The 23,771-nt window shown below is 51.2% G+C and carries 23 protein-coding genes; 18 read left to right on the forward strand and 5 right to left on the reverse strand.

Annotated features, from left to right (window positions below):
- Positions 1-12 precede the first annotated feature (12 nt).
- The 7 genes from cybB (at position 13) to N0B36_RS14790 (ending at position 7,601) form a co-directional block, all read left to right on the forward strand.
- Positions 13-543, forward strand: a complete 531-nt coding sequence (gene cybB, locus N0B36_RS14760) for a cytochrome b561 (RefSeq protein ID WP_019076843.1) — start codon at positions 13-15, stop codon at positions 541-543.
- A gap of 171 nt (positions 544-714) precedes the next feature.
- Positions 715-1,134, forward strand: a complete 420-nt coding sequence (locus tag N0B36_RS14765; RefSeq protein ID WP_016153176.1) for a translesion error-prone DNA polymerase V autoproteolytic subunit — start codon at positions 715-717, stop codon at positions 1,132-1,134.
- 2 nt (positions 1,135-1,136) lie between these two features.
- Positions 1,137-2,405, forward strand: a complete 1,269-nt coding sequence (locus tag N0B36_RS14770) for a Y-family DNA polymerase (RefSeq protein WP_029139549.1) — start codon at positions 1,137-1,139, stop codon at positions 2,403-2,405.
- 278 nt (positions 2,406-2,683) lie between these two features.
- Positions 2,684-3,985: an AppA family phytase/histidine-type acid phosphatase gene (locus N0B36_RS14775; protein ID WP_216403845.1), complete on the forward strand. Its 1,302-nt coding sequence runs from the start codon at positions 2,684-2,686 to the stop codon at positions 3,983-3,985.
- 331 nt (positions 3,986-4,316) lie between these two features.
- A complete protein-coding gene (locus N0B36_RS14780; protein ID WP_003833178.1) occupies positions 4,317-4,592 on the forward strand; it encodes a metal/formaldehyde-sensitive transcriptional repressor in 276 nt (91 codons plus the stop codon).
- Between the two features lie 32 nt (positions 4,593-4,624).
- Positions 4,625-5,743 (forward strand): S-(hydroxymethyl)glutathione dehydrogenase/class III alcohol dehydrogenase, encoded by a 1,119-nt coding sequence (locus N0B36_RS14785; RefSeq protein WP_016153173.1) that lies wholly within the window; start codon positions 4,625-4,627, stop codon positions 5,741-5,743.
- 169 nt (positions 5,744-5,912) lie between these two features.
- On the forward strand, positions 5,913-7,601 hold the full coding sequence (locus tag N0B36_RS14790; protein ID WP_153690342.1) for a methyl-accepting chemotaxis protein: 1,689 nt from the start codon (positions 5,913-5,915) through the stop codon (positions 7,599-7,601).
- A 45-nt stretch (positions 7,602-7,646) separates the two neighbouring features.
- Here the strand turns inward: N0B36_RS14790 and pcaQ are convergent, their stop codons facing one another.
- Positions 7,647-8,570 (reverse strand): pca operon transcription factor PcaQ, encoded by a 924-nt coding sequence (gene pcaQ / locus N0B36_RS14795; RefSeq protein ID WP_259688556.1) that lies wholly within the window; start codon positions 8,568-8,570, stop codon positions 7,647-7,649.
- Positions 8,571-8,799: 229 nt separating this feature from the next.
- Here pcaQ and N0B36_RS14800 point away from each other — a divergent pair, with 229 nt between their 5' ends.
- The 5 genes from N0B36_RS14800 to rimL all read left to right on the forward strand — a co-directional run bounded on the left by N0B36_RS14800 (position 8,800) and on the right by rimL (position 14,056).
- A complete protein-coding gene (locus tag N0B36_RS14800; protein WP_259688557.1) occupies positions 8,800-9,702 on the forward strand; it encodes a manganese-dependent inorganic pyrophosphatase in 903 nt (300 codons plus the stop codon).
- A gap of 120 nt (positions 9,703-9,822) precedes the next feature.
- Complete coding sequence (locus N0B36_RS14805) at positions 9,823-11,166, forward strand: VOC family protein (protein ID WP_016156596.1); 1,344 nt, start codon at positions 9,823-9,825, stop codon at positions 11,164-11,166.
- 193 nt (positions 11,167-11,359) lie between these two features.
- Entirely contained in the window at positions 11,360-13,015 is a 1,656-nt protein-coding gene (locus tag N0B36_RS14810) for a glucan biosynthesis protein D (protein ID WP_049282406.1), read from the forward strand.
- 167 nt (positions 13,016-13,182) lie between these two features.
- Positions 13,183-13,407, forward strand: coding sequence for a YdcH family protein (locus N0B36_RS14815; protein WP_003833168.1), 225 nt, complete (start codon positions 13,183-13,185; stop codon positions 13,405-13,407).
- A gap of 103 nt (positions 13,408-13,510) precedes the next feature.
- A complete protein-coding gene (rimL, locus tag N0B36_RS14820) occupies positions 13,511-14,056 on the forward strand; it encodes a 50S ribosomal protein L7/L12-serine acetyltransferase (protein WP_016156595.1) in 546 nt (181 codons plus the stop codon).
- Here the strand turns inward: rimL and ydcK are convergent.
- The gene (ydcK, locus tag N0B36_RS14825; RefSeq protein ID WP_259688558.1) at positions 14,048-15,028 is read right to left on the reverse strand and encodes a YdcK family protein; all 981 of its coding nucleotides are present in this window, start codon (positions 15,026-15,028) and stop codon (positions 14,048-14,050) included. The two genes, rimL and ydcK, sit on opposite strands and share 9 nt — an antisense overlap.
- 113 nt (positions 15,029-15,141) lie before the next feature.
- On the opposite strand from ydcK, the gene tehA reads away from it, so the two are divergent.
- The 3 genes from tehA to N0B36_RS14840 all read left to right on the forward strand — a co-directional run bounded on the left by tehA (position 15,142) and on the right by N0B36_RS14840 (position 17,569).
- The gene (tehA, locus tag N0B36_RS14830; protein ID WP_200046729.1) at positions 15,142-16,143 is read left to right on the forward strand and encodes a dicarboxylate transporter/tellurite-resistance protein TehA; all 1,002 of its coding nucleotides are present in this window, start codon (positions 15,142-15,144) and stop codon (positions 16,141-16,143) included.
- Positions 16,143-16,739: a tellurite resistance methyltransferase TehB gene (gene tehB / locus N0B36_RS14835; protein WP_200107753.1), complete on the forward strand. Its 597-nt coding sequence runs from the start codon at positions 16,143-16,145 to the stop codon at positions 16,737-16,739. Before tehA ends, tehB begins: the two co-directional genes overlap by 1 nt.
- 155 nt (positions 16,740-16,894) lie before the next feature.
- Positions 16,895-17,569 carry a DUF3313 domain-containing protein gene (locus tag N0B36_RS14840; RefSeq protein ID WP_016153164.1) on the forward strand — a complete coding sequence of 225 codons (675 nt, stop codon included), beginning with the start codon at positions 16,895-16,897 and terminating at the stop codon, positions 17,567-17,569.
- Between the two features lie 34 nt (positions 17,570-17,603).
- On the opposite strand, the gene N0B36_RS14845 is transcribed toward N0B36_RS14840, so the two are convergent.
- Positions 17,604-18,512: a DMT family transporter gene (locus N0B36_RS14845; protein WP_016156589.1), complete on the reverse strand. Its 909-nt coding sequence runs from the start codon at positions 18,510-18,512 to the stop codon at positions 17,604-17,606.
- Positions 18,513-18,696: 184 nt separating this feature from the next.
- Here N0B36_RS14845 and N0B36_RS14850 point away from each other — a divergent pair, with 184 nt between their 5' ends.
- A complete protein-coding gene (locus tag N0B36_RS14850) occupies positions 18,697-19,566 on the forward strand; it encodes an AraC family transcriptional regulator (RefSeq protein ID WP_016156588.1) in 870 nt (289 codons plus the stop codon).
- Here N0B36_RS14850 and N0B36_RS14855 read toward each other — a convergent pair.
- Positions 19,549-20,715: a benzoate/H(+) symporter BenE family transporter gene (locus N0B36_RS14855; protein WP_259688560.1), complete on the reverse strand. Its 1,167-nt coding sequence runs from the start codon at positions 20,713-20,715 to the stop codon at positions 19,549-19,551. The two genes, N0B36_RS14850 and N0B36_RS14855, sit on opposite strands and share 18 nt — an antisense overlap.
- A 105-nt stretch (positions 20,716-20,820) precedes the next feature.
- Here N0B36_RS14855 and N0B36_RS14860 point away from each other — a divergent pair, with 105 nt between their 5' ends.
- Entirely contained in the window at positions 20,821-21,357 is a 537-nt protein-coding gene (locus N0B36_RS14860; protein ID WP_141875207.1) for a helix-turn-helix domain-containing protein, read from the forward strand.
- A 79-nt stretch (positions 21,358-21,436) separates the two neighbouring features.
- The gene (locus N0B36_RS14865) at positions 21,437-23,398 is read left to right on the forward strand and encodes a U32 family peptidase (protein ID WP_259688561.1); all 1,962 of its coding nucleotides are present in this window, start codon (positions 21,437-21,439) and stop codon (positions 23,396-23,398) included.
- Between the two features lie 3 nt (positions 23,399-23,401).
- Here the strand turns inward: N0B36_RS14865 and N0B36_RS14870 are convergent, their stop codons facing one another.
- A complete protein-coding gene (locus N0B36_RS14870; protein ID WP_016153158.1) occupies positions 23,402-23,632 on the reverse strand; it encodes a DUF2554 family protein in 231 nt (76 codons plus the stop codon).
- Positions 23,633-23,771 lie beyond the last annotated feature (139 nt).

Here is a 23,771-nt window from a genome sequence, read left to right on the forward strand (position 1 = left end):
TCAGGAAGTGTTATGGGGAATAAGTATTCTGGCCTGCAAATTGGCATTCACTGGCTGGTCTTTTTGTTGGTCATTGTGGCCTACAGCGCTATGGAGTTTCGCGGATTTTTCCCGCGCAGCTATCGTCCCTTATTTAACATGGTGCACGTATCCTGTGGCATCACTATTTTAACGCTGATGGTGGCGCGTCTGCTGGTCAGGCTAAAATATCCGGCACCGCCGATTGTGCCAAAACCGAAGCCGATGATGACCGGAATGGCGCATCTGGGGCATCTGGTTATCTATCTGCTGTTTATTGTTCTGCCGATTATTGGACTGGTGATGATGTACAACCGGGGTAACCCGTGGATTGCATTCGGCATCGTTATGCCGCATGCGGCAGAGGCCAATTTTGATGTAGTGGATATGCTGAAGTCCTGGCACGTGACGCTGGCAAATCTGGGCTATTTTGTTATTGCTCTGCATGCCGCTGCGGCTCTGATGCACCACTATTTCTGGAAGGACAATACGCTGCTGCGCATGATGCCGCGAAAACGCTCCTGATGTAATGCCCCGCAAATGCGGGGTATTTTTTTAGCCGATTATTTTTCCAGACATCATAAAAACTTACCGACAAGATGGTTAAACAACGTCCAGTTCATCACACTCGCTACTTGATTGCTGCTCTTATTAAAACTACTGTATATAAATACAGTAAATGAGAGGCAGATTATTATGTTGTTTTTCCAGCCTGCGGAACGCCGCGAAATTAAACACTTTCCGTTATTTAGCGATCTTGTGCCCTGCGGTTTTCCATCTCCTGCACAGGACTACGTTGAGAAACGTATCGACCTCAATGACCTGCTGGTACGGCATCCCAGCGCAACCTATTTTGTTAAATCATCTGGCGACTCTATGAGGGGAGCAGGGATCGGCGAGGGCGATTTACTGATTGTCGACAGCGCCAGAAAACCTGCCCATGGAGACATCGTTATTGCCGCCGTTGAGGGCGAATTCACCGTTAAACGCCTGCAATTACATCCGGTTGTGATGCTGAAACCAGAGAACAGCGCCTACGCGCCGATCATGATTAGCAGCGAGGACACGCTGGATATATTTGGCGTGGTGACATTTATCATTAAAGCAGCGGGCTGATGATGTTTGCACTGGTGGATGTTAACGCGTTTTATGCCAGCTGTGAGTCGGCATTCCGGCCTGATCTGAAAGGGAAGCCCGTTGTCGTTCTTTCAAACAACGATGGCTGCGTTATTGCCAGCAGCGTAGAGGCAAAGGCGCTTGGCGTTAATATGGGCGCTCCGTACTTCAAACAGAAAGATCTGTTCAGGCGCTATGGCGTGTTCTGTTTTAGTTCGAACTACGAACTGTATGCGGATATGAGCAGCAGGGTGATGTCGATTCTGGAGGAGTTATCGCCACGCGTGGAGATATACAGTATTGATGAAGCCTTTTGTGATTTAACGGGCGTGCGAAACTGCAGGGATCTTACGGATTTTGGTCAGGAAATCAGAGCAACCATTTTGCAGAAAACACGTCTCACGGTTGGGGTCGGTATCGCTCAGACCAAAACCCTGGCCAAACTGGCAAACCATGCGGCCAAAAAGTGGCAGGAACAGACGGGCGGAGTCGTGGATCTCTCAAATATTGAACGCCAGCGTAAGCTGATGGCAGCACTCCCGGTTGATGAAGTCTGGGGCATCGGACGCCGTATCGGCAAAAAACTGGACGTTATGGGCATTAAAACGGTTCTCGACCTGGCGGATACCGATATTCGCTTCATTCGTAAACATTTCAGCGTCGTGCTTGAGCGAACCGTCCGGGAATTGCGCGGTGAGCCTTGTCTGGCGCTGGAAGAGTTTGCGCCGGATAAGCAGGAAATTATCTGCTCAAGATCGTTTGGTGAAAAACTCACGGATTACAACGCCATGAGAGAGGCCATTTGCACCTATGCTTCACGTGCTGCGGAAAAGCTGCGCAGAGAACACCAGTACTGCCGGTTTATCTCTACGTTTATCAAAACCAGTCCGTTTGCCCTGAATGAACCTTATTACGGTAACAGCGCATCGATAAAACTGCTGACGCCAACTCAGGATAGCCGGGACATTATTACAGCAGCCACGCGCAGCCTGGACGCCGTTTGGCGAGAGGGGCTACGTTATCAAAAAGCGGGCGTTATGCTGGGGGATTTTTTTAGCTCTGGCGTTGCACAGCTGAATCTTTTTGATAATAACGCCCCGCGGCGTAACAGCGATAAATTGATGGACCTACTGGATACTCTTAATGCTGAAAAGGGGAAAGGAACGCTCTACTTTGCCGGGCAAGGGATACAGCAGCCGTGGGCGATGAAGCGAGACATGCTTTCACCACGTTATACAACGAGATACAGTGATTTGCTGCGGGTAAATTGATAGCCAAACAAGGCTTCCGCCCACCTTATTTATACCGGATCAATTATCCTTTCAATGACAGGACGTTGTAAATTGCCAACGATTCCATAACCTTGGATACCTTTCCAGTGCGGCTAAATTAGCGCTCCTTTAATACTTCGATAAGAGACAAAGTTGATATTCAAAAAGTTGGATTGTTGTGAACTCAGGAGTAGGATTATTTCTATCTGATAGAACCAGTTATCGAACTGGCTTATACGAGTTGTTTGTTTTTCACTTACGAAAAGGTGGTGCTGGTAATGAGTACATTCATCATTCGTTTATTATTTTTTTCTCTCTTATGCGGTTCTTTCTCAATACATGCTGAAGAGCAGAACGGTATGAAACTTGAGCGGGTTGTGATAGTGAGCCGTCATGGAGTAAGAGCACCTACGAAGTTCACTCCAATAATGAAAGATGTTACACCCGATCAATGGCCACAATGGGATGTGCCGTTAGGATGGCTAACGCCTCGTGGGGGAGAACTTGTTTCTGAATTAGGTCAGTATCAACGTTTATGGTTCACGAGCAAAGGTCTGTTGAATAATCAAACGTGCCCATCTCCAGGGCAGGTTGCTGTTATTGCAGACACGGATCAACGCACCCGTAAAACGGGTGAGGCGTTTCTGGTTGGGTTAGCACCAAAATGTCAAATTCAAGTGCATTATCAGAAGGATGAAGAAAAAACTGATCCTCTTTTTAATCCGGTAAAAATGGGGAAATGTTCGTTTAACACATTGAAGGTTAAAAACGCTATTCTGGAACGGGCCGGAGGAAATATTGAACTGTATACCCAACGCTATCAATCTTCGTTTCGGACCCTGGAAAATGTTTTAAATTTCTCACAATCGGAGACATGTAAGACTACAGAGAAGTCTACGAAATGCACATTACCAGAGGCTTTACCGTCTGAACTTAAGGTAACTCCTGACAATGTATCATTACCTGGTGCCTGGAGTCTTTCTTCCACGCTGACTGAGATATTTCTGTTGCAAGAGGCCCAGGGAATGCCACAGGTAGCCTGGGGGCGTATTACGGGAGAAAAAGAATGGAGAGATTTGTTAAGTCTGCATAACGCTCAGTTTGATCTTTTGCAAAGAACTCCAGAAGTTGCCCGTAGTAGAGCCACACCATTACTCGATATGATAGACACTGCATTATTGACAAATGGTACAACAGAAAACAGGTATGGCATAAAATTACCCGTATCTCTGTTGTTTATTGCTGGTCATGATACCAATCTTGCAAATTTAAGCGGGGCTTTAGATCTTAACTGGTCGCTGCCCGGTCAACCCGATAATACCCCTCCTGGTGGGGAGCTTGTATTCGAAAAGTGGAAAAGAACCAGTGATAATACGGATTGGGTTCAGGTTTCATTTGTTTATCAGACGCTGAGAGATATGAGGGATATACAACCGTTATCGTTAGAAAAACCTGCCGGCAAAGTTGATTTAAAATTAATTGCATGTGAAGAGAAAAATAGTCAGGGAATGTGTTCGTTAAAAAGTTTTTCCAGACTCATTAAGGAAATTCGCGTGCCAGAGTGTGCAGTTACGGAATAAGTAACTAATTATTATATATATAGCGTATTAAAAAATAGAAACCCCCGGTTTGTAGTCGGGGGTATTCGTATTGATCATAATTACATGAGTCTTTCAATTGCCTGTTCTTTGCGAGTGACAATCCAGTTACGCTGCTCCAGAAAAAATCCGGACTGTTCAGCGATGCAGAATCCATCGACAAAGCGCTCGGTGTTGCGGCTCTAAAACCGCTTTACACGGTGATATGTCTAAATGTGCTGTTTGTGCAACTCATTAAAGAATAACAAGTTATTAATTTTACAATTAGTTAAAAAGACTGATAGTATACCCCCTTATAGTATTTGGAGGGCGTATGCCGCATTCACCCGAAGATAAAAAACGCATTCTCACCCGTGTACGCCGTATTCGCGGTCAGGTTGATGCGCTTGAGCGCGCGCTGGAGTCCGGCGAGCCGTGTTTGGCTATCCTGCAACAAATTGCCGCCGTGCGCGGCGCATCCAATGGCCTGATGGGCGAAATGGTTGAGATCCACCTGAAAGACGAACTGGTCAGCGGGGAAACAACCCCAGACCAGCGTGCCGTGCGCATGGCTGAAATCGGCCATCTTCTGCGTGCTTATCTAAAATAACACCATCACCTCGCAATAATGGGAAGAGACAAATGAAATCACGTGCAGCAGTTGCATTCGGCCCTGGCCAACCGTTAAAAATTGTCGAAATCGATGTCGCACCGCCAAAGAAAGGTGAAGTGCTGGTTAAAATTACCCACACCGGCGTGTGCCATACTGATGCTTTTACGCTCTCAGGCGACGATCCGGAAGGGGTTTTCCCGGCGGTGCTCGGCCATGAAGGTGGCGGCATTGTGGTTGAAGTGGGTGAAGGCGTTACCAGCCTGAAACCGGGCGATCATGTGATCCCGCTATACACCGCAGAATGTGGCGAGTGTAAGTTCTGTAAATCGGGTAAAACTAACCTGTGTCAGGCCGTGCGTGCGACCCAGGGCAAAGGTCTGATGCCGGATGGCACCACCCGTTTCTCGTATAACGGCGAGCCGATTTATCACTATATGGGCACCAGCACCTTCAGCGAATACACCGTTTGCGCGGAGATCTCTCTGGCGAAGGTTAACCCGCAGGCTCCGCTGGACAAAGTGTGTCTGCTGGGGTGTGGCGTGACCACCGGTATCGGAGCGGTCCATAACACCGCAAAAGTGAAAGAAGGTGATACCGTCGCCGTATTTGGTCTGGGTGGTATTGGCCTGGCGGTGATTCAGGGCGCGGCGCAGGCGAAAGCCGGGCGTATTCTGGCCGTTGATACCAATCCGGAAAAATTTACGCTGGCAGGTGAAATGGGCGCGACCGATTTCATCAATCCGAAGGATTACGACAAACCGATTCAGGATGTGATTGTCGAGCTTACCGATGGCGGCGTGGACTTTAGTTTCGAATGTATCGGTAACGTTAACGTGATGCGCGCTGCGCTGGAATGCTGCCATAAAGGATGGGGCGAAAGCATCATTATTGGCGTGGCAGGAGCCGGACAAGAGATTAAAACGCGTCCGTTCCAGTTAGTTACCGGGCGTGTCTGGCGCGGTTCCGCGTTTGGCGGCGTGAAGGGGCGTACTCAGCTTCCTGGTATGGTTGAAGATGCGATGAGCGGGAAAATTCAGTTAGATCCGTTTATTACCCACCGTTTACCGCTGGAGCAGATTAACGACGCGTTCGATTTAATGCATCAGGGTAAATCCATCCGTACCGTTATCCACTTTGGCGATAACTAATTCATTGGCCAGCGGATTTCACCGCTGGCACTTTCCTGAATTTTTTTGAATTATGTTGTGAAAGTGTGACGAATCCGGCGCTTTTCACGGTAAGTAAACTTCCCGGATTGCCGATGACTATCTAACGGGCGTGTTTTCACGCATAAACCCTACAAGAGAGTCGACGGTCATGGACAACACTACATCGATGCAAGCCCAGCATAAACTGGGCTTTCTGCATCAAATCCGGCTGGTTCCGCTGTTTTCCTCCATTCTCGGTGGCATCCTTCTGCTGTTCGCCTTAAGTTCCGGGCTGGCAAGCTATTTTCTTATGCAGGCCGATCGCGATCAGCGCGACGTAACCGATGAGATTCAGGTCAGGATGGGGTTATCTAACAGCTCTAACCACTTGCGTACCGCGCGTATCAACATGATCCACGCCGGCGCGGCGAGCCGTATTGCCGAAATGGATGACATGAAGGCCAATATCGCCGAGGCAGAAAAACGGATTAAGCAGTCGCAGGACGGTTTCAATGCTTATATGTCACGCGCGGTAAAAACGTCTGCCGATGAAGCGTTAGACGCTGAACTGAGCGCCAGCTTCAAAGCCTATACCGACGGCTTACAGCCGATGCTGAAGTACGCTAAAAACGGCATGTTTGAAGCGATCATCAACCATGAAAATGAACAGGCCAGACCGCTGGACTCTGCTTACAACAAGGTGCTGTTAAAGGCGATCGACATTCGTACCACCAGGGCGAATCAGTTAAGCGAACAGGCGCATCAGCGTACACAGCTTGGTATGGCTTTTATGCTGGGCGCATTTGTTCTTGCGCTGGCGCTGACCGTGATGACGTTCATTGTTCTGCGCCGTACCGTCATTCATCCTCTGTTGCGTGCCGCCCAGCGTATTGAGCAAATTTCAGCGGGGGATCTCACCATGCCGGAGGAACCGACCGGGCGCAGCGAAATTGGTCGCCTGAGCCGCCATCTGCAAACAATGCAACGTTCGCTGGGGAAAACGGTAGGCACGGTGCGTCAGGGCGCGGAAGAGATTTATCGCGGTACCAGTGAGATTTCGGCGGGGAACACCGATCTGTCTTCACGTACCGAACAACAGGCTGCGGCGATTGAACAAACGGCGGCCAGCATGGAAGAGTTGACGGCGACGGTGAAGCAAAACGCCGACAACGCGCATCATGCGAGCAAGCTGGCAGAAGATGCCTCCGGCAAGGCCAGTCGGGGCGGTCAGATGGTTTCTGGCGTGGTCAAAACCATGGGCAATATCTCAACGAGTTCGAAGAAAATCTCCGAAATCACAGCCGTTATTAACAGCATTGCTTTCCAGACCAATATTCTGGCGCTGAACGCAGCGGTTGAAGCGGCGCGGGCAGGAGAGCAGGGCCGTGGGTTTGCCGTGGTTGCCAGTGAGGTGCGCACATTGGCAAGCCGCAGCGCTCAGGCGGCAAAAGAGATTGAAGGATTGATCAGCGAATCAGTCCGACTGATTGACCAGGGCTCCGGAGAAGTGGTCGCTGCGGGCAATACGATGACGGATATTGTCGATGCGGTAAAACGCGTCACCGACATTATGCTGGAAATTGCGGCGGCCTCTGATGAGCAGAGCCGGGGTATCGTCCAGGTGAGTCAGGCAATTTCAGAAATGGATAAGGTAACGCAGCAAAATGCCTCGCTGGTTGAAGAAGCCTCTGCCGCAGCGGCATCGCTGGAAGAGCAGGCGGCGCGCTTAACGGAAGCTGTTGGCACATTCCGTTTAACAGGGACAAGTGCTATTAAACGCGCGCCTGTGACGACAAAGCCTGACCATTCACGTCCGCAGGCGGCAACTGCCAGTGGCGATAACTGGGAAACGTTTTAACAATAAAATCAATTAAGGGACCTGATGGTCCCTTAATTTTTGGCATCAAAACGGTACAGTTTTGCGTATTGCGGCGATCAGGATCTGCGCGGCCTGAGAGAGTTGCACATCGACACGGGTAAGAATGCCGATGGGTTCACCCGCACCGTGGGTGGGTATCGGCAACGACACCAGCGTCGCCTTACGTAAATCTTCTCTAACCGCGCCTGAAGGGACAAACCACACATAGTCGTAATCGACCGTCAGTTGGCGGGAGAGTGATGCTGACAGCGTTTCAATACAGCCCGGCGGCATTTTGCAGCCCTGACTTTGCAACAACGCCTCTGCGTGCTGGCGAGGGGCGGTTCCTTTTGGTGAAACCACCACCGGCCACTCCATCACCCGACTCAGCGTGATGGTTTCCTGTAACAACGGGTGGTTAGGGCGCACGACCAGTTTGAGCGATTCCAGAAATAACAGCTCGTAGTTCAGACCAACCATCAATTCCGGATCGGCCATACGGCCAATGCCGAGATCAATTTCCCCTGACTTTAAACCCGCCAGGATCATGGGATTGCTCATGGTGGCAACCTGCAGCGTGGTCTCCATTTGCTGCTTATGGAACGGGCCAATGACCGCCGGCAGAATGCCCAGGGCCGCGGTGGGTAAGGCGCCAATCCGTACGACATCCGTCTGTGACTCTTCGCGCTGGTTTAAGGCTTGTCCGGCGGTGTTGAGCGCATCCAGCACTCTGACTGCGTGGGTAAGAAACTGTTCTCCGGGCAGCGTTAATTGTGCGCCAAGGCGACCACGCTCAAAGAGCCGGGTACCGGTCAGTTGCTCCAGTTCATTCAGCGTTTTGGAGAGGGCTGGTTGGCTCAGGTTAAGGGTCTCAGCCGCGCGGCCCAACGTTCCCTGCTGTGCAACGGCGACAAAAGTATGAAGGTGGCGCAAGCGAATGCGCTGATTGAACAGAACATTTTTTTCCATAAGCGATGTTAAAAACAGAGTTGTATCGGTGACAAGTGAAGTTGTTTGATTTTGATAACTTGATAGCAAAATATTATTAACATTTATCCTATTTTACTTACAACTGATTTATTTTGCTTATGTTTTGTACAGCGCCACCGGGTGGTGGGATCATGGAAAGAATCCGTCCAGTCGATATACTTTCGTTATTGTTTGCTTTTGAACCATTCTCTTCACAAGGCACTGATTAATGATAGATGTAATAGGGCACCTTAACCCCGATAGCGATGCCATTTGTACCGCCGCCATGACCGCGCGTTGGCTTACTTTACGTGGCCAGCAGGCGACGGCATGGCGTCTGGGCGAACCTAACCGCGAAACGCAATTTATCTTTGAGCATGCGGGACTGACGATGCCCGAACGGCTGACGTTTGAACTGACCGATCGTGATGTGTGGCTGGTCGATTTCACCGAGCCTGCCCAGGGGCCGGCATCGCTGGCAGAAAGTAACGTCGTGGGAATTATCGATCATCACCGACTCGGTGGATTAGTCACTCGTCTGCCACCTGAAGTATGGGTGAAGCCAGTCGGCAGCAGCGCGACGCTGTTATGGCAACTGATGTCGGAAGAGGAGCGCAGCCAGTTGTCTGCCGCTGAGGCCGTTTTATTGCTGGGTGCCGCATTGAGTGACACTGTCACGCTTCGTTCGCCAACGACCACCTCTGACGATCGCCTGGCGGTGGAGGCCCTGGCCCAAAAAACCGGTGTGGATCTCGAGGCGTTTAGTCGCGACCTGCTGTCTGCTAAAACAAGCGTGGAAGGCATGAGCGCTCGCGAGCTTCTGCAGAAAGACATTAAAACCTTCACCATTCATGGACATTCGGTTTGTGTGGCGCAGCTTGAACTGTATGCGCTGCAACAGGTGGATGCGGTGCTGGACGATCTCCGTCTGGAAATGGCGCGCTATGCAGAGGAAAAGAATGCCGCTCTGGTTGTACTGATGCTCACCGATATCAATCTGGGCGACACCAGCCTGTGGTTTGCCGGTCCAGAGCTGTCAGACATCCCGCAGCCCTGTAAGGTGGAGGGGATGCTCAGCCGTAAAAAACAGATGTTGCCCTGGCTGGAAAGTCATTTAAAACCACGCCAGTAGGTTCTGTTCACCGTCTGTAGGGGTGGGAAATTTACGCGGGGTCACACTTTGTAAATTCTTCCCACCGGAGTCAGCGGCGTTTTCTACACTCCAGGTAATATTCACTGGAGGCATGACATTATGGCGAACACCATCACGGCAGATGAGATTCGGGAACAATTTTCGCAGGCAATGTCAGCAATGTACCAGCAGGAAGTCCCGCAATATGGCACGTTGCTGGAACTTGTCGCTGATGTGAATCTGGCGGTACTGGAAAATAATCCTACGCTGCATGAAAAACTGGCGAATGCAGATGAGCTGGCCCGGCTAAACGTTGAGCGCCACGGCGCCATTCGGGTGGGCACTGCGCAGGAGCTTTCTACGCTACGCCGGATGTTTGCCATTATGGGCATGTATCCGGTGAGTTATTACGATCTCTCCCAGGCCGGTGTTCCCGTGCATTCCACCGCGTTTCGTCCCATTGACGATGCGTCGCTTTCGCGCAACCCGTTTCGGGTATTCACCTCGTTATTGCGGCTCGAATTAATCGAAAACGCCGCGCTACGGCAAAAAGCCGCGGAGATCCTCGCGAAACGCGATATTTTCACCCGTCGTTGTCACGAACTGCTGGATGAGTTTGATGTGCAGGGCAGTTTTACGCCTGAGCAGGCGCAGGAGTTTGTGCAAGAAGCGCTGGAAACTTTCCGCTGGCATCAGCATGCCACGGTCGATGAGGCGACCTATCACGCATTGCACAATGAGCACCGGCTGATTGCTGATGTGGTGTGTTTCCCTGGGTGTCATATCAACCATCTGACGCCGCGTACGCTGGATATCGACCGGGTTCAGTCGATGATGCCGGAGTGCGGCATTGAACCCAAAATACTGATTGAAGGGCCACCGCGCCGCGAGGTGCCCATTTTATTGCGTCAGACCAGTTTTAAAGCGCTGGAAGAGCCGGTGTTATTTGCCGGTGAAATGCGTGGCACTCACACGGCGCGTTTTGGTGAAATCGAACAGCGCGGCGTGGCCCTGACGCCGAAAGGCAGAGCATTGTACGACGAATTGCTGAATAAAGCGGGAACGGGAAAAGACAACCTGACGCATCAGCTGCATTTGCAGGAGGTGTTCAAAGCATTCCCGGACAGCGAATTTCTGCTGCGCCAGCAGGGGCTTGCCTGGTTCCGCTACCGGCTGACACCGTCGGGCGAGGCGCATCGACAGGCGATTCGCCCGGATGACGACCCGCAGCCGCTCATTGAGCGGGGCTGGCTGGTTGCTCAGCCCATTACCTACGAAGATTTTTTACCGGTGAGCGCCGCGGGGATTTTCCAGTCTAATCTGGGGAATGAAACTCAGGCCCGGAGCCACGGTAATTCCAGCCGCGACGCGTTTGAACAGGCGCTGGGTTGTGCGGTTTATGATGAGTTTGCGTTGTATCAGGAGGCGCAAGATCGCAGTAAACGGCGGTGTGGTTTACTTTAATTGAATTTACATGGGATTCGGTCTGTTCCCATCGACATAAAATATTTTCGATTTTGTACAGATAATCGGCGACCAACAATTGGATTATTAATGAATTTTGTCTAGAGTGAGCGGTCAGAAATGTGCACTCTCTTGCCGCTGATTATGGCCGGCGCGGGACCATTTACACGACCAGAAGGACTCACTTTCAGGCATGAATCGCAGACGATTTATTAAAGGTTCAATGGCAATGGCCGCCGTGTGCGGAACCAGTGGTATTGCATCACTCTTTTCCAGCGCCGCCTTTGCGGCAGAGTCTGACATTGCAGACGGAAAAACCGTACGTTTTGATTTTTCCGTCCTGCAATCGATGGCCCATGACTTAGCACAGAAGCCTTGGGGCGGCGCACCGCGCGCGTTACCTGACACGCTGGCCAAACTGACGCCGCAGGCCTACAACAGCATTCAATATGACCCAGAGCAGTCTCTGTGGAACAATGTTGAAAATCGTCAGCTTGATGCGCAGTTCTTCCACGTGGGAATGGGCTTTCGTCGCCGGGTACGCATGTTCTCGGTTGATGGCAGCACGCATATGGCGCGCGAAATCCACTTCCGCCCGGAACTGTTTAAATACAATGATGCGGGTGTGGATACCAAACAGCTGGAAGGGCAGACTGACCTCGGGTTCGCCGGGTTCCGCGTGTTTAAAGCGCCAGAATTAGCCCGTCGCGATATCGTTTCTTTCCTGGGCGCCAGCTATTTCCGCGCCGTGGATGACACCTATCAGTACGGTTTATCGGCCCGCGGTCTGGCGGTAGATACCTACACCGACAGCAAAGAAGAGTTTCCTGATTTCACCTCTTTCTGGTTTGAAACGGTCAAACCGGGCGCAACCTCCTTTACCGTGTATGCGCTTCTCGACAGCCCCAGCGTAACCGGTGCATTTAAGTTCGTGATCCACTGCGAGAAAACGCAGGTGATCATGGATGTACAAAACCACATCTATGCGCGCAAAGACATCAAGCAGCTCGGTATTGCACCGATGACCAGCATGTTTAGCTGCGGCAACAACGAACGTCGGATGTGTGACACCATTCACCCGCAAATTCATGATTCCGACCGTCTGGCGATGTGGCGGGGCAATGGCGAGTGGATCTGCCGCCCGCTGAATAACCCGCAAAAACTGCAGTTCAACGCCTATACCGATAACAACCCGAAAGGGTTTGGCTTGCTGCAGCTCGATCGCGACTTCTCCCATTACCAGGATATCATGGGCTGGTACAACAAGCGTCCGAGCCTGTGGGTCGAACCGCGTAACCAGTGGGGCAAGGGGACTATCGGCCTGATGGAGATCCCGACGACCGGCGAAACGCTGGATAACGTCGTCTGCTTCTGGCAGCCTGAAAGGTCGATCAAAGCGGGCGATGATCTGGAATTCAAATATCGCCTGTACTGGAGCGCTCAGCCGCCGGTGCGTTCACCGCTGGCTCGCGTGATGGCGACCCGAACAGGCATGGGCGGCTTCCCGGAAGGATGGGCGCCGGGCGAGCACTACCCGGAAAAATGGGCGCGACGTTTTGCTGTTGATTTCGTTGGTGGCGATCTAAAAGCCGCCGCGCCGAAGGGTATTGAACCGGTGATTACCCTCTCCAGCGGTGAAGCGAAACAGATTGAGATCCTTTACGTGGAACCTATCGACGGTTATCGCATTCAGTTTGACTGGTATCCGACCTCTGACTCAACCGATCCGGTAGATATGCGTATGTTCCTGCGTTGTCAGGGCGACGCCATCAGTGAAACCTGGCTGTATCAGTACTTCCCGCCAGCGCCGGATAAACGTCAGTACGTTGACGACCGCGAGATGCGTTAATCACTCCCTTTACGGCTCTCCGAATGGGGAGCCGTATCTGTAATCCTCTTCACAACCATTCTGTACACTATTTACTCGATCCCGTTCGCATTTTTCTGTAAGTCAAGTGGGTACTCTGGAGGTGTGTATTTCTTATACACGTTCTTTTCCACTAACAGGGAGAAAGTATGTTTCCAGAATACAGAGACCTTATTTCCCGACTGAAATCCGAGAACCCTCGCTTTCTGTCCTTATTCGAAAAACACAACAGCCTTGATCATGAGATCTCCAGACTGGAAGGTTCGGATGGTCGGGGGTATAGTTTGGACATTGTTCGCCTTAAGAAACAGAAACTCCACCTGAAGGAAGATCTGCTCAAAATATTGCAAAAAGAGAGTGTCAGTGAGAGCTAAGTAAAACGGCGCTTGCTGTGTAAAAGGGCTTCCAAAAGGGAGCCCTTCCTGTTTTTATTTGATTGAGCAGGGTGGCCTGCTTAACCATCATAACGGAATGAAAATGTCAGAAGTGATTACCATCAATGACACGCTGGAACTGCGTGCCGTAGAAGAGCAACACGTCACGCCTCTGCATCAGTTGGTGCTTAAAAATAAAAGCTGGCTCCAGCAGTCGCTGAACTGGCCGCAGTTTGTTGCGTCTGAGGAGGACACCCGCAAGAATGTGCAGGGCAATATGATGTTGCACCAGCGCGGTTACGCCAAAATGTTCCTGATTTTTGCGCAAGAAAATGTGGTCGGGGTTATCTCGTTTAACCAGATAGAACCGCTGAACAAAGCGGCTTATATCGGCTACTGGCTGGATGAGGAGCATCAGGGTAAAGGCATCATGTCCCAGGCGCTACAGGCCTTAATTCATCATTATGCGCAGCGTCAGGAGATTCGCCGCTTCGTGATTAAATGTCGCGTAGAAAACGTTGAGAGCAATCAGGTGGCGCTGCGTAATGGCTTCCAACTGGAAGGATGTATGCAACAGGCGGAATTCCTTAATGGTGATTACTATGATGTGAATCTCTACGCCCGCATCATTGATGGCTCTTCAGAATAAACCTGCGATAGGCGTGCGCGTAATGCGCTGTTCACCGTTAATCACTTTCGGTCCGCGTAGGTGAATGGTATCGCCATCAAACGCCTGGATATGCGCCTGACCGGTTATCTCAATGTGATGCTCGATCAGCACTTCGCCCAGCACGCAGACGTGGCCTTCAATCAGGATGTGGTCATCTAACTGGAGCGGTCCACCGCGTAATTGCGCATGACCGCCGACCAGCACGTGGTGTTTCAGCACGCAGTTACCTTCAACTACCGCGTGCTCCGCCACCTGCGAACTGTAGCGTAGGGTAGGTATGGCATCTTCTTCGCTCCCGGCGATGACGCGCGCATATCCATAGACTTTGGCGCAATCGCAAATCCAGACATTGTTCTCTTCATTACCTTCCACCTGTGCGAAATCAAAAACTTCCGCCCGATGTTCAATAAAGGCATAGTTGATTTTCGCATCGCCATAGATCTGCGCCTGATGCACCACTCGTGAGTGGCTGACAAAAGCCCGATCATAAATTTGCAGGAGCTGGTCGCTTTCACGGGTTAGCCCCCTGGCGGCGATGATTTCAGAGTCACACATCACGCGCACATCACCAAAGAGAAGGCACTCGCCGCGAACCACAGAATCCTGAATGGTGACGTTGTCACGTATTTGAGCATTATGACTGATTTCAGCCCGGTCAATCCACACGTCATCGCTAATTTGCGCGCCATCTCTGACCACGCTTGCCTGAGTAATGCGGGCGTTTCCTGTAATCGTCGCGCCGGAAAATGCGAGCGCGTTTTCATCGTAAATCCAGCAATCACCGCTTTGTGACAGCACGCTTTCATTATCGATCCAGCCTCCGGGCGTACCGGCCTGGACATCATTAAAATCAGTGAGCGCAATGATTTGGCGTAGTAATACGCTTTTTTTATTGCCATTATCCTGGTAACTAAAGGATCGAGACTCATCGCTGAGACGATATTTGGTCATAGCTCATTTCCATGTTGCGCACCTTAGTTAAACGTAGCAAAGTTTTCCGCACTGGCTAAATCAGCGGAAATTCCATAAAATGCATTTCAAATATACTTTATAAAATAAACAAAATGAGTAAGAACAAACAGAGTGAGCGGGTCCTCAATCTTCCGGCCGGTTATTTTGGCATGGTACTGGGCATCATTGGGATGGGGTTTGCGTGGCGTTATGCCAGTCAGGTGTGGCCAGTGAGTCACTTGATTGGCGACGGTTTAGTGATCCTCGCAATGGTCATTTGGGGGCTGCTGACGCTGGCCTTTCTTAGCCGTTTACTGCGTTTTCCGCAGAGCGTATTGGCGGAAATTCGTCACCCGGTGATGAGCAGCTTTGTCAGTCTGTTTCCGGCCACAACGATGCTGGTCGCGATTGGTTTTGTCCCGTGGTATCGACCGCTGGCGATTGGGTTGTTCAGCATTGGCGTGGTGATACAGCTGGCCTACGCCGCCTGGCAAACGGCAGGGTTGTGGCGTGGATCGCATCCAGAGGAAGCCACCACTCCGGGTCTGTATCTGCCGACCGTCGCCAATAACTTTATCAGTGCAATGGCCTGTGGCGCACTGGGTTTCAACGACGCAGGATTGGTGTTTTTGGGCGCCGGGGTTTTTTCCTGGCTCAGCCTGGAGCCGGTGATTCTGCAACGTTTACGTAGCTGCGGTGAGTTGCCTGCGGTGTTACGTACTTCACTTGGCATTCAACTGGCGCCTGCGCTGGTCGCCTGCAGCGCCTGGCTTAGCGTTAACGGTGGCGAGGGCGATACGTTAGCCAAAATGCTGTTCGGCTATGGTCTGCTGCAACTGCTGTTCATGCTACGGCTCATGCCGTGGTATTTGTCACAGCCATTTAATGCATCTTTCTGGAGCTTCTCGTTTGGCGTGTCGGCTCTGGCGACAACAGGGCTGCATCTGGGCCACAGTAGCGAGTCAGGATTTTTTCATACGCTGTCGATCCCACTGTTTATTTTTACCAATTTTATCATTGCATTATTACTGGTACGTACGTTTGCATTGCTGATGCAGGGGAAACTGCTCATCCGCACGGAGCGTGCTGCATTACTGAAATCTGAGGATAAATAATGACCCTTTGCGACGAAAACTACTTTACTGAGAAATACGATTTAACTCGTACGCATTCCGATGTTGTTGAAGCGGCAAAAATTGTTAAGCCAGGTAAAACGTTAGACCTGGGCTGCGGTAACGGTCGTAACAGCCTGTACCTTGCGGCAAACGGTTATGACGTGACAGCATTAGATAAAAATCCCATGAGCATCGCTAACCTTGAGCGTATCAAAGCGGCGGAAGGGCTGACCAATCTGCACGCGAACGTCGCGGATCTCAACGCATTACGCTTTGACGGCGAATATGATTTTATTCTTTCTACCGTTGTGCTGATGTTCCTTGAAGCCAAAACTATCCCTGGCCTTATTGAAAATATGCAGCGTTGCACTAAACCGGGCGGATATAACTTAATCGTCGCGGCGATGGATACCGATGATTTTCCGTGTACCGTGGGTTTCCCGTTCGCGTTTAAAACCGGAGAATTGCGCAATTATTACAGCGGATGGGAGCTGCTGAAATATAACGAAGACGTGGGTGAACTTCATCGTACGGATGAAAACGGTAATCGAATTAAACTGCGCTTTGCCACAATGCTGGCACGCAAAACTGCCTGAACCTCCCGCCTGGGTTAACTCTTTCTGCGCTCAGCATTTTTTGTGCCGGGCGCAGAGAGAAAATTGTGCGGTGTTTACCATTTTTAGTACATCCAAAATGAAACGGTTTTGCTATGCTTTTTAAGCATCATTGCGAAAACTAAAGGGATCGTTTCATGCGTACTCAAACTTTATTTAAAGTTGCAGTGCTTACTGGCTTGTTGGCATTATCCGGCTGTGCGTCAAAAGTGACCGCGCCGGATAAATATTCTGGGTTTTTAAAAAATTACTCTGATTTGAAGGAAACACAATCAGCATCGGGACAAACCGTACTCCGTTGGGTTGATCCGAGCTACAACGAATCCAAATATGACAACATTGTATATAACCCGGTAACGTATTATCCGGTTCCTAAACCTACCACGCAGGTAGGGCAGCAGGTTCTTGATCAACTGCTGACCTACACCAATACCCAGTTGAAATCCGCCATCAGCAAGCGTAAGCCCCTGGTTACTACCCCTGGGCCACGTAGCCTGATTTTCCGCGGAGCGATTACCGGTGTTGCAACGAGCAAAGAAGGACTGCAGTTCTATGAAGTGATCCCGGTTGCGCTACTCGTTGCGGGAACACAAATGGCAACGGGTCACCGTACCATGGATACCAACCTCTATTTCGAGGGTGAGTTGATTGATGCGGCGACCAATAAACCGGTAGTTAAAGTTGTACGTAAGGGTGAAGGTAAAGATCTGAGCAACGAAAATACGCCGATGACATTCGAAACGTTGAAGAAAGTTGTTGATGACATGGCGACGGATGCCACCATGTTTGACGTGAACAAAAAACCACAATAATAATCAACGCACCATCTCAGGATGGTGCGTTTTTTTATGCCACCCGGCGTCGATAGAATAGTTTACCCATCAGCACTTCTGGTCGGGCAAACATCACCATATTCCCCAGTAAAATCAATACTAATCCGGCAATAGCGTTAACCTGCCAGACGTATCCTTCATACAATGTTGACAGCGTTAGCGCAACCAGCGGGAAAAGCAGGGTGCTGTATGCCGCCCTACTGGGACCAATGCGACCTACCAGTGTGAAATAAGCGCCGAAAGCAATCACTGAGCCAAAAATAGCCAGATATAACAGCGCGCTGAGATAGCTGAATGTCCATTGTGGCGTAAAATTGTCCCCGCGCATCAGCGCAATGGCAGCGATCAACAGCGTGCCGTACAGCATGGCCCAACTGTTGGTCGTTAACACTTCCAGCCCTTTTTTCTGGTGACGCATGCTGATCATATTACCCAATGAGAAACCGAAGGTTCCAAGGGCGCTTAAGCCGATACCCAGCAGCAAGGAATGATTGAATCCGCTGTTGAGCAAATCCTGCCAGAACAGAGTCACAATGCCCGTCAGTCCGAGACCAGCTGCGATATAGAAACGCAGCGGTGGTCTTTGCCCAAAAAAGATGAAGCTATTGACCGCATTGAACAGGACGGCCATTGAGAAAATCACCGACTCCAGGCCGGTATTAATCCAGGCTGCAGCCGTATAAAAACACCAGAAGTTGAAGCAAAAAACGCATCCACCCTGTAACAGACAAAACAGATGATCGCGACCAGACAGTTTGCGTAATTTACCGCTAACCAGCAGGATCACTATCATCAGCGAACTGGCAACGGCGAAGCGCCAAAAGATAGAAACCGGCGCAGAAACCGGGCCCTGCTGCAAATAAATCGCAATCCATGTCGTTCCCCAAATTACCACCACCAGGCAGTACAACAGTGCGTTCATACAACTCTCTCTTTTTTGGATTCAGGTTCACACTGTGTCATGTCTGGCGGCAGGAGGCTTTCATCGGTTTGCGGCGGACTTGCAAAATCTTGCGCTTTTTTAGCGTAAAAGCGAAAAGGAAGCTGTTAACAATATGTGGCTGTTATAGACTGAAAGCCTGCTAACTTATTTTGAATGTGATGGTATGCCTCAGCCCTACGATGCCTTTGAAAACTTACGCAAACATAATGCCGTGCTGCATGAATCGGTTGCGTTACATTCAGGGATCCAACTGGCGGCCTGGTCAAACAAACGCGATACCATCACCCAGTATTGCGATCACCATACGCTCAGTTTATATATCGCGGATGGCTACGAGAGTTATCACAAAACGGCGGGGGGCTGGAAGAATGGCGGCGGACCGGACCGTTTTTGCCTGATGCCGAAAGAGAGCGAGTCAAGTTGGGATATCCGCGACGATCTTTCCTTTGTTCATCTCTATTGTACCGACGCACATCTGCGCGAAGTGGGGGAAAAAGTCTGGGATAAAAGCCCCTATAGCTTCACGCTGGACGAGCACACGTTTGGCAGTGACCCGGGGATCACGGCGGTTTACCGTCAGTTTCTGCTTGATAACGACTGGCAGCAACCGGCCAATCATCTCACGCTCAGCGCGGCATCTTCGCTACTGTTAACGCATCTGATCCAGCATTACAGCAACGTTCAATGGCGACTGCCCACCGTCACCGGGGGACTCGCGCCCGTCACCCTGCGTAACGTGCTGGCCTATATTGACGCGCATCTGGCGTATCCAATCACCCTGAACGACCTGGCTAGCGAGGCGGCGCTCAGCGAATTCCATTTTGCCAGAATGTTCCGCCAGTCGATGAATATGGCACCGCATCAGTATGTGATGCAACGTCGTATGGCGCTGGCGCAGCATCTGGTCTGTTACACTTCACGCAGTTTGTCAGATATTGCGATGACCTGCGGATTCAGTTCGGCAAGCCATTTTAGTAACCGGTTTAAACAGGTAACCGGTAAAACGCCAACGCAGCTACGTGCGGCGAAATAACGTCAACACGGCGTAGCAGATACCGCCGACGACCAGCCCCCAGAATGCAGATCCAACCCCCAATAACGTCAGGCCGCTGGCCGTGACCAAAAACGTAACGATGGCTGCGACGCGTTCCGCTTCATTATGCAACGCCTGATACAAACTACCGCTAATTGTCCCGAGCAAGGCCAGACCGGCCAGCATCTGGATCCAGCTTACGGGCAGTGCCGCCATTAGTCCTGTGACTGAACCGCCAAACACCCCAGCCAGAAGATAGAAGACGCCAGCCGCGGCGGCGGCGAGCCAGCGTCGTTTGGCATCAGGATGCGCTTCGGGACTTTGGCAAATTGCGGCGGTTATGGCGGCAATGCAGATGGAGTAGACGCCAAACGGCGAAAACATCAGCGCCAGCAGGCCGGTAAAGATAATGAGCGGTGAAACGGGTAATGAATAGCCCGACGCATTCATAGTGGCAATACCTGGGGCATTTTGCGAAGCCATGGTAACCAGAAACAGCGGTAGCGCAATGCTGATACTGTGGGCAAATGAAAAGTGTGGGGCAATAAACGCAGGCATGACCGGCGATAAATTCACTCCGCTTGTGACAATGTCACCTTTTATTAGCGCGATAGCGATACCCGCCAGCATCGCGGCGATCGTCGCGTACCGTGGGGCTGTGACTTTAAATACCAGCCATGCCACCAGCATACTACCGCACAAAATAAGCTCACTGTTGAGGCTATTAAAGGCCTGCAGACCAAAGCGCAGCAGGATCCCGGCCAGCATGGCTGATGCCAGTGAGTGGGGGATTATTTTCATCAGACGGGCAAACAATCCGGTTATGCCGCACAGCACGATCAACGAATTAGCCACGATAAAAACGCCGATAGCATCCTGAATCGATACCCCGTGCAGACCCGTAACCAGCAGCGCGGCGCCAGGTGTTGACCAGGCCGTGAGCACAGGAGCGCGATACCATAACGTCAGCGCCAGCGTACTGACGCCCATTGCAATCCCCAGCGCGGTCATCCAGCCCGCGATTTGATCGGTGGTCGCACCTGCGGCCAGGGCCGCTTGCCAGATAATGGCAGCCGAGCTGGCGTAACCGACCAGGACAGCCACAAAACCCGATAATACGGTGGGTAGTGGGATGGAGAATGCGCGCATAGTCACTCCGTGTGCGTTATAACGGTCAATCAATGTAGCACTGTGCGTTATAGCGTACAAGTGCTAAGCTGTAGCCTTGAGAAAGGAGAGTCAGGAAGGCGAAAAATGGAAAACTTAACCTACTATCTGGCCACAACGCTCCGCACGCTACGTCACCAGCGGGAATGGAGCCTGTCACGTTTGGCGGAGGAAACCGGCGTGTCAAAAGCCATGTTGGGGCAGATTGAGCGCAATGAATCCAGCCCAACGGTGGCGACATTGTGGAAAATTGCCACCGGACTGAACGTGCCATTCTCGACGTTTATTTCACCGCCAGAGTCAGACGGCGCGCCAACATTCGATCCCCAGCAGCAGGCGATGGTCGTCACGCCACTGTTTCCGTGGGACCCACAGCTGTGCTTCGATCATTTTTCGATACAGCTGGCACCTGGCGCACTCAGTGAATCGACTCCGCATGAAACCGGCGTTATAGAGCACGTGGTGGTGATAAATGGGCTGCTGGATATGTGTATTGAGGGGCAGTGGCGCACCATGAAATCCGGCGAGGGGGTGCGTTTTGCGGGAGACAGGGCGCATAGCTACCGTAACAGTAGCGAACAAACGGTTCACTTTCATTCCCTGATCCATTACCCGCGCGGTTAATCGGGAAAACTATTCCGAAAAGCCGCGCTTGTGACTACAATAGCCGCCATTTTTACCACTTGTGGATGGTAACAACTGTATGCGCCAGCAGCCTCATCACCTTGAATTGTTAAGCCCGGCCCGGGATACCGCCATTGCACGTGAAGCCATTTTGCACGGCGCTGACGCCGTTTACATTGGCGGACCGGGTTTTGGCGCGCGTCATAACGCCAGTAACAGCCTGAAAGATATCGCCGAACTGGTGCCGTTTGCGCATCGTTACGGGGCGAAAATCTTTGTGACGCTAAATACAATCTTGCATGATGATGAGCTGGAGCCCGCACAGCGATTAATTACCGATCTGTATCAGACCGGCGTTGACGCCCTGATTGTGCAGGATATGGGGATTCTGGAGCTGGATATTCCTCCCATTGAGCTGCACGCCAGCACCCAATGTGATATTCGCAGCGTCGAGAAGGCGAAGTTTCTTTCTGACGTCGGATTCACCCAAATTGTCCTCGCGCGTGAACTGAGCCTTGAGCAAATAAACGCCATTCATCAGTCTACGGATGCGACTATTGAATTTTTCATTCACGGTGCGCTGTGCGTCGCCTATTCAGGCCAGTGTTATATTTCACATGCGCAAACCGGACGTAGCGCTAACCGCGGTGACTGTTCTCAGGCTTGTCGCCTGCCGTATACCCTGAAAGACGATCAGGGGCGCGTGGTGTCCTATGAAAAACATCTGCTGTCGATGAAAGATAACGATCAGACCGCCAACCTCGGTGCGTTGATTGACGCAGGCGTGCGATCCTTCAAAATTGAAGGGCGCTATAAAGACATGAGCTATGTGAAGAATATTACCGCGCATTATCGTCAGATGCTGGACGCCATAATTGAAGAGCGCGGCGATCTTGCCCGTTCTTCAGCCGGGCGTACCGAACATTTCTTTACTCCATCCACGGAAAAGACCTTCCATCGCGGCAGCACCGATTATTTTGTGAATGCCCGTAAGGGGGATATCGGCGCATTCGACTCACCAAAGTTCATCGGTCTGCCGGTTGGCGAAGTCCTGAAGGTGGCAAAAGATCATCTCGATGTTGAGGTAACAGAACCGCTGGCCAACGGGGATGGCCTGAACGTGTTAATCAAGCGTGAGGTCGTCGGATTTCGCGCCAACACCGTTGAAAAAACGGGGCACAATCGTTATCGGGTGTGGCCGAATGAAATGCCCGCCGACCTGCACAAAGTGCGCGCCAACCATCCGCTGAACCGCAATCTCGATCATAACTGGCAGCAAGCGTTGACCAAAACCTCCAGCGAACGCCGCGTCGCGGTTGATATTGAGCTGGGCGGCTGGCAGGAACAGTTGATCCTGACGCTCACCAGTGAGGAGGGGGGGAGTATCACCCATACGCTGGACGGCCAGTTTGAGGAAGCGAACAATGCAGAAAAAGCGTTGAGCAACCTACAGGATGGCCTGGCAAAACTGGGACAAACGCTGTATTACGCCCGTAATATTCAGGTGAATCTGCCGGGAGCATTGTTCGTGCCTAACGGTCAACTGAATCAGCTGCGACGTGAAGCGGTCGACATGCTGGATGCCGCTCGTTTGCAAAACTATCAGCGCGGTCGCCGTAAACCGGTTGCCCAGCCGGCGCCGGTTTACCCGCAAACGCATCTGAGCTTTCTGGCTAACGTCTACAACCATAAAGCGCGAGAGTTTTATCACCGTTATGGCGTGCAGTTGATTGATGCCGCCTATGAGGCGCATGAAGAAAAGGGCGATGTGCCGGTGATGATCACCAAACATTGCCTGCGTTTTGCATTTAACCTGTGTCCGAAACAGGCGAAAGGAAATATCAAAAGCTGGAAAGCCACGCCGATGCAGTTGGTTAACGGCGATGAGGTCCTGACGCTGAAATTTGATTGCCGACCGTGCGAAATGCACGTGATCGGCAAGATGAAACATCACATTCTGAAGATGCCGTTGCCGGGCAGCGTGGTGGCTTCCGTCAGCCCTGAAGAACTGCTGAAAACGTTGCCAAAGCGTAAAAGCTAACGGTTAGCTCTGATGTGTATCGGGTTTGCGTGATTTTTGCCAGTAATGGTGTTCGCGAAGATCGGCGGCGGATTCTTCCGCCGTCATTCGTAGTTCATCGCTGTCGGCTGTGTGTCGTAATAAGTGATCGGCATCCTGCACCTGAAGATATTCATGTCCCTGATTAGTAGCGAGAAGCTGACCGGAAAAAAGCGCGCTGGCCAGCAATAACACCGTTAACCCTTTCTTAAACATCATGCACCCTCTGGTACGTTAGCTGCGGAATTGACGATAATTTCGCCAGGTGACTATTCAATATTTTAATCGGGTTAATGACAATCTCTGTTTTGTCATTTCGATGTTTTTTACATTTTTGTTTAGATAACGTTGGGAT

This window comes from Citrobacter sp. XY323 (genome assembly GCF_025106035.1).
Lineage (GTDB): Bacteria > Pseudomonadota > Gammaproteobacteria > Enterobacterales > Enterobacteriaceae > Citrobacter > Citrobacter braakii.

Excerpts from the sequence above, each read along its gene's own strand:
- cybB (WP_019076843.1), top strand. The coding sequence starts at position 13 with ATGGGGAATAAGTATTCTGGCCTGCAAATTGGCATTCACTGGCTGGTC.
- N0B36_RS14765 (WP_016153176.1), top strand. The coding sequence starts at position 715 with ATGTTGTTTTTCCAGCCTGCGGAACGCCGCGAAATTAAACACTTTCCG.
- N0B36_RS14770 (WP_029139549.1), top strand. The coding sequence starts at position 1,137 with ATGTTTGCACTGGTGGATGTTAACGCGTTTTATGCCAGCTGTGAGTCG.
- N0B36_RS14775 (WP_216403845.1), top strand. The coding sequence starts at position 2,684 with ATGAGTACATTCATCATTCGTTTATTATTTTTTTCTCTCTTATGCGGT.
- N0B36_RS14780 (WP_003833178.1), top strand. The coding sequence starts at position 4,317 with ATGCCGCATTCACCCGAAGATAAAAAACGCATTCTCACCCGTGTACGC.
- N0B36_RS14785 (WP_016153173.1), top strand. The coding sequence starts at position 4,625 with ATGAAATCACGTGCAGCAGTTGCATTCGGCCCTGGCCAACCGTTAAAA.
- N0B36_RS14790 (WP_153690342.1), top strand. The coding sequence starts at position 5,913 with ATGGACAACACTACATCGATGCAAGCCCAGCATAAACTGGGCTTTCTG.
- pcaQ (WP_259688556.1), bottom strand. The coding sequence starts at position 8,570 with ATGGAAAAAAATGTTCTGTTCAATCAGCGCATTCGCTTGCGCCACCTT.
- N0B36_RS14800 (WP_259688557.1), top strand. The coding sequence starts at position 8,800 with ATGATAGATGTAATAGGGCACCTTAACCCCGATAGCGATGCCATTTGT.
- N0B36_RS14805 (WP_016156596.1), top strand. The coding sequence starts at position 9,823 with ATGGCGAACACCATCACGGCAGATGAGATTCGGGAACAATTTTCGCAG.
- N0B36_RS14810 (WP_049282406.1), top strand. The coding sequence starts at position 11,360 with ATGAATCGCAGACGATTTATTAAAGGTTCAATGGCAATGGCCGCCGTG.
- N0B36_RS14815 (WP_003833168.1), top strand. The coding sequence starts at position 13,183 with ATGTTTCCAGAATACAGAGACCTTATTTCCCGACTGAAATCCGAGAAC.
- rimL (WP_016156595.1), top strand. The coding sequence starts at position 13,511 with ATGTCAGAAGTGATTACCATCAATGACACGCTGGAACTGCGTGCCGTA.
- ydcK (WP_259688558.1), bottom strand. The coding sequence starts at position 15,028 with ATGACCAAATATCGTCTCAGCGATGAGTCTCGATCCTTTAGTTACCAG.
- tehA (WP_200046729.1), top strand. The coding sequence starts at position 15,142 with ATGAGTAAGAACAAACAGAGTGAGCGGGTCCTCAATCTTCCGGCCGGT.
- tehB (WP_200107753.1), top strand. The coding sequence starts at position 16,143 with ATGACCCTTTGCGACGAAAACTACTTTACTGAGAAATACGATTTAACT.
- N0B36_RS14840 (WP_016153164.1), top strand. The coding sequence starts at position 16,895 with ATGCGTACTCAAACTTTATTTAAAGTTGCAGTGCTTACTGGCTTGTTG.
- N0B36_RS14845 (WP_016156589.1), bottom strand. The coding sequence starts at position 18,512 with ATGAACGCACTGTTGTACTGCCTGGTGGTGGTAATTTGGGGAACGACA.
- N0B36_RS14850 (WP_016156588.1), top strand. The coding sequence starts at position 18,697 with ATGCCTCAGCCCTACGATGCCTTTGAAAACTTACGCAAACATAATGCC.
- N0B36_RS14855 (WP_259688560.1), bottom strand. The coding sequence starts at position 20,715 with ATGCGCGCATTCTCCATCCCACTACCCACCGTATTATCGGGTTTTGTG.
- N0B36_RS14860 (WP_141875207.1), top strand. The coding sequence starts at position 20,821 with ATGGAAAACTTAACCTACTATCTGGCCACAACGCTCCGCACGCTACGT.
- N0B36_RS14865 (WP_259688561.1), top strand. The coding sequence starts at position 21,437 with ATGCGCCAGCAGCCTCATCACCTTGAATTGTTAAGCCCGGCCCGGGAT.
- N0B36_RS14870 (WP_016153158.1), bottom strand. The coding sequence starts at position 23,632 with ATGTTTAAGAAAGGGTTAACGGTGTTATTGCTGGCCAGCGCGCTTTTT.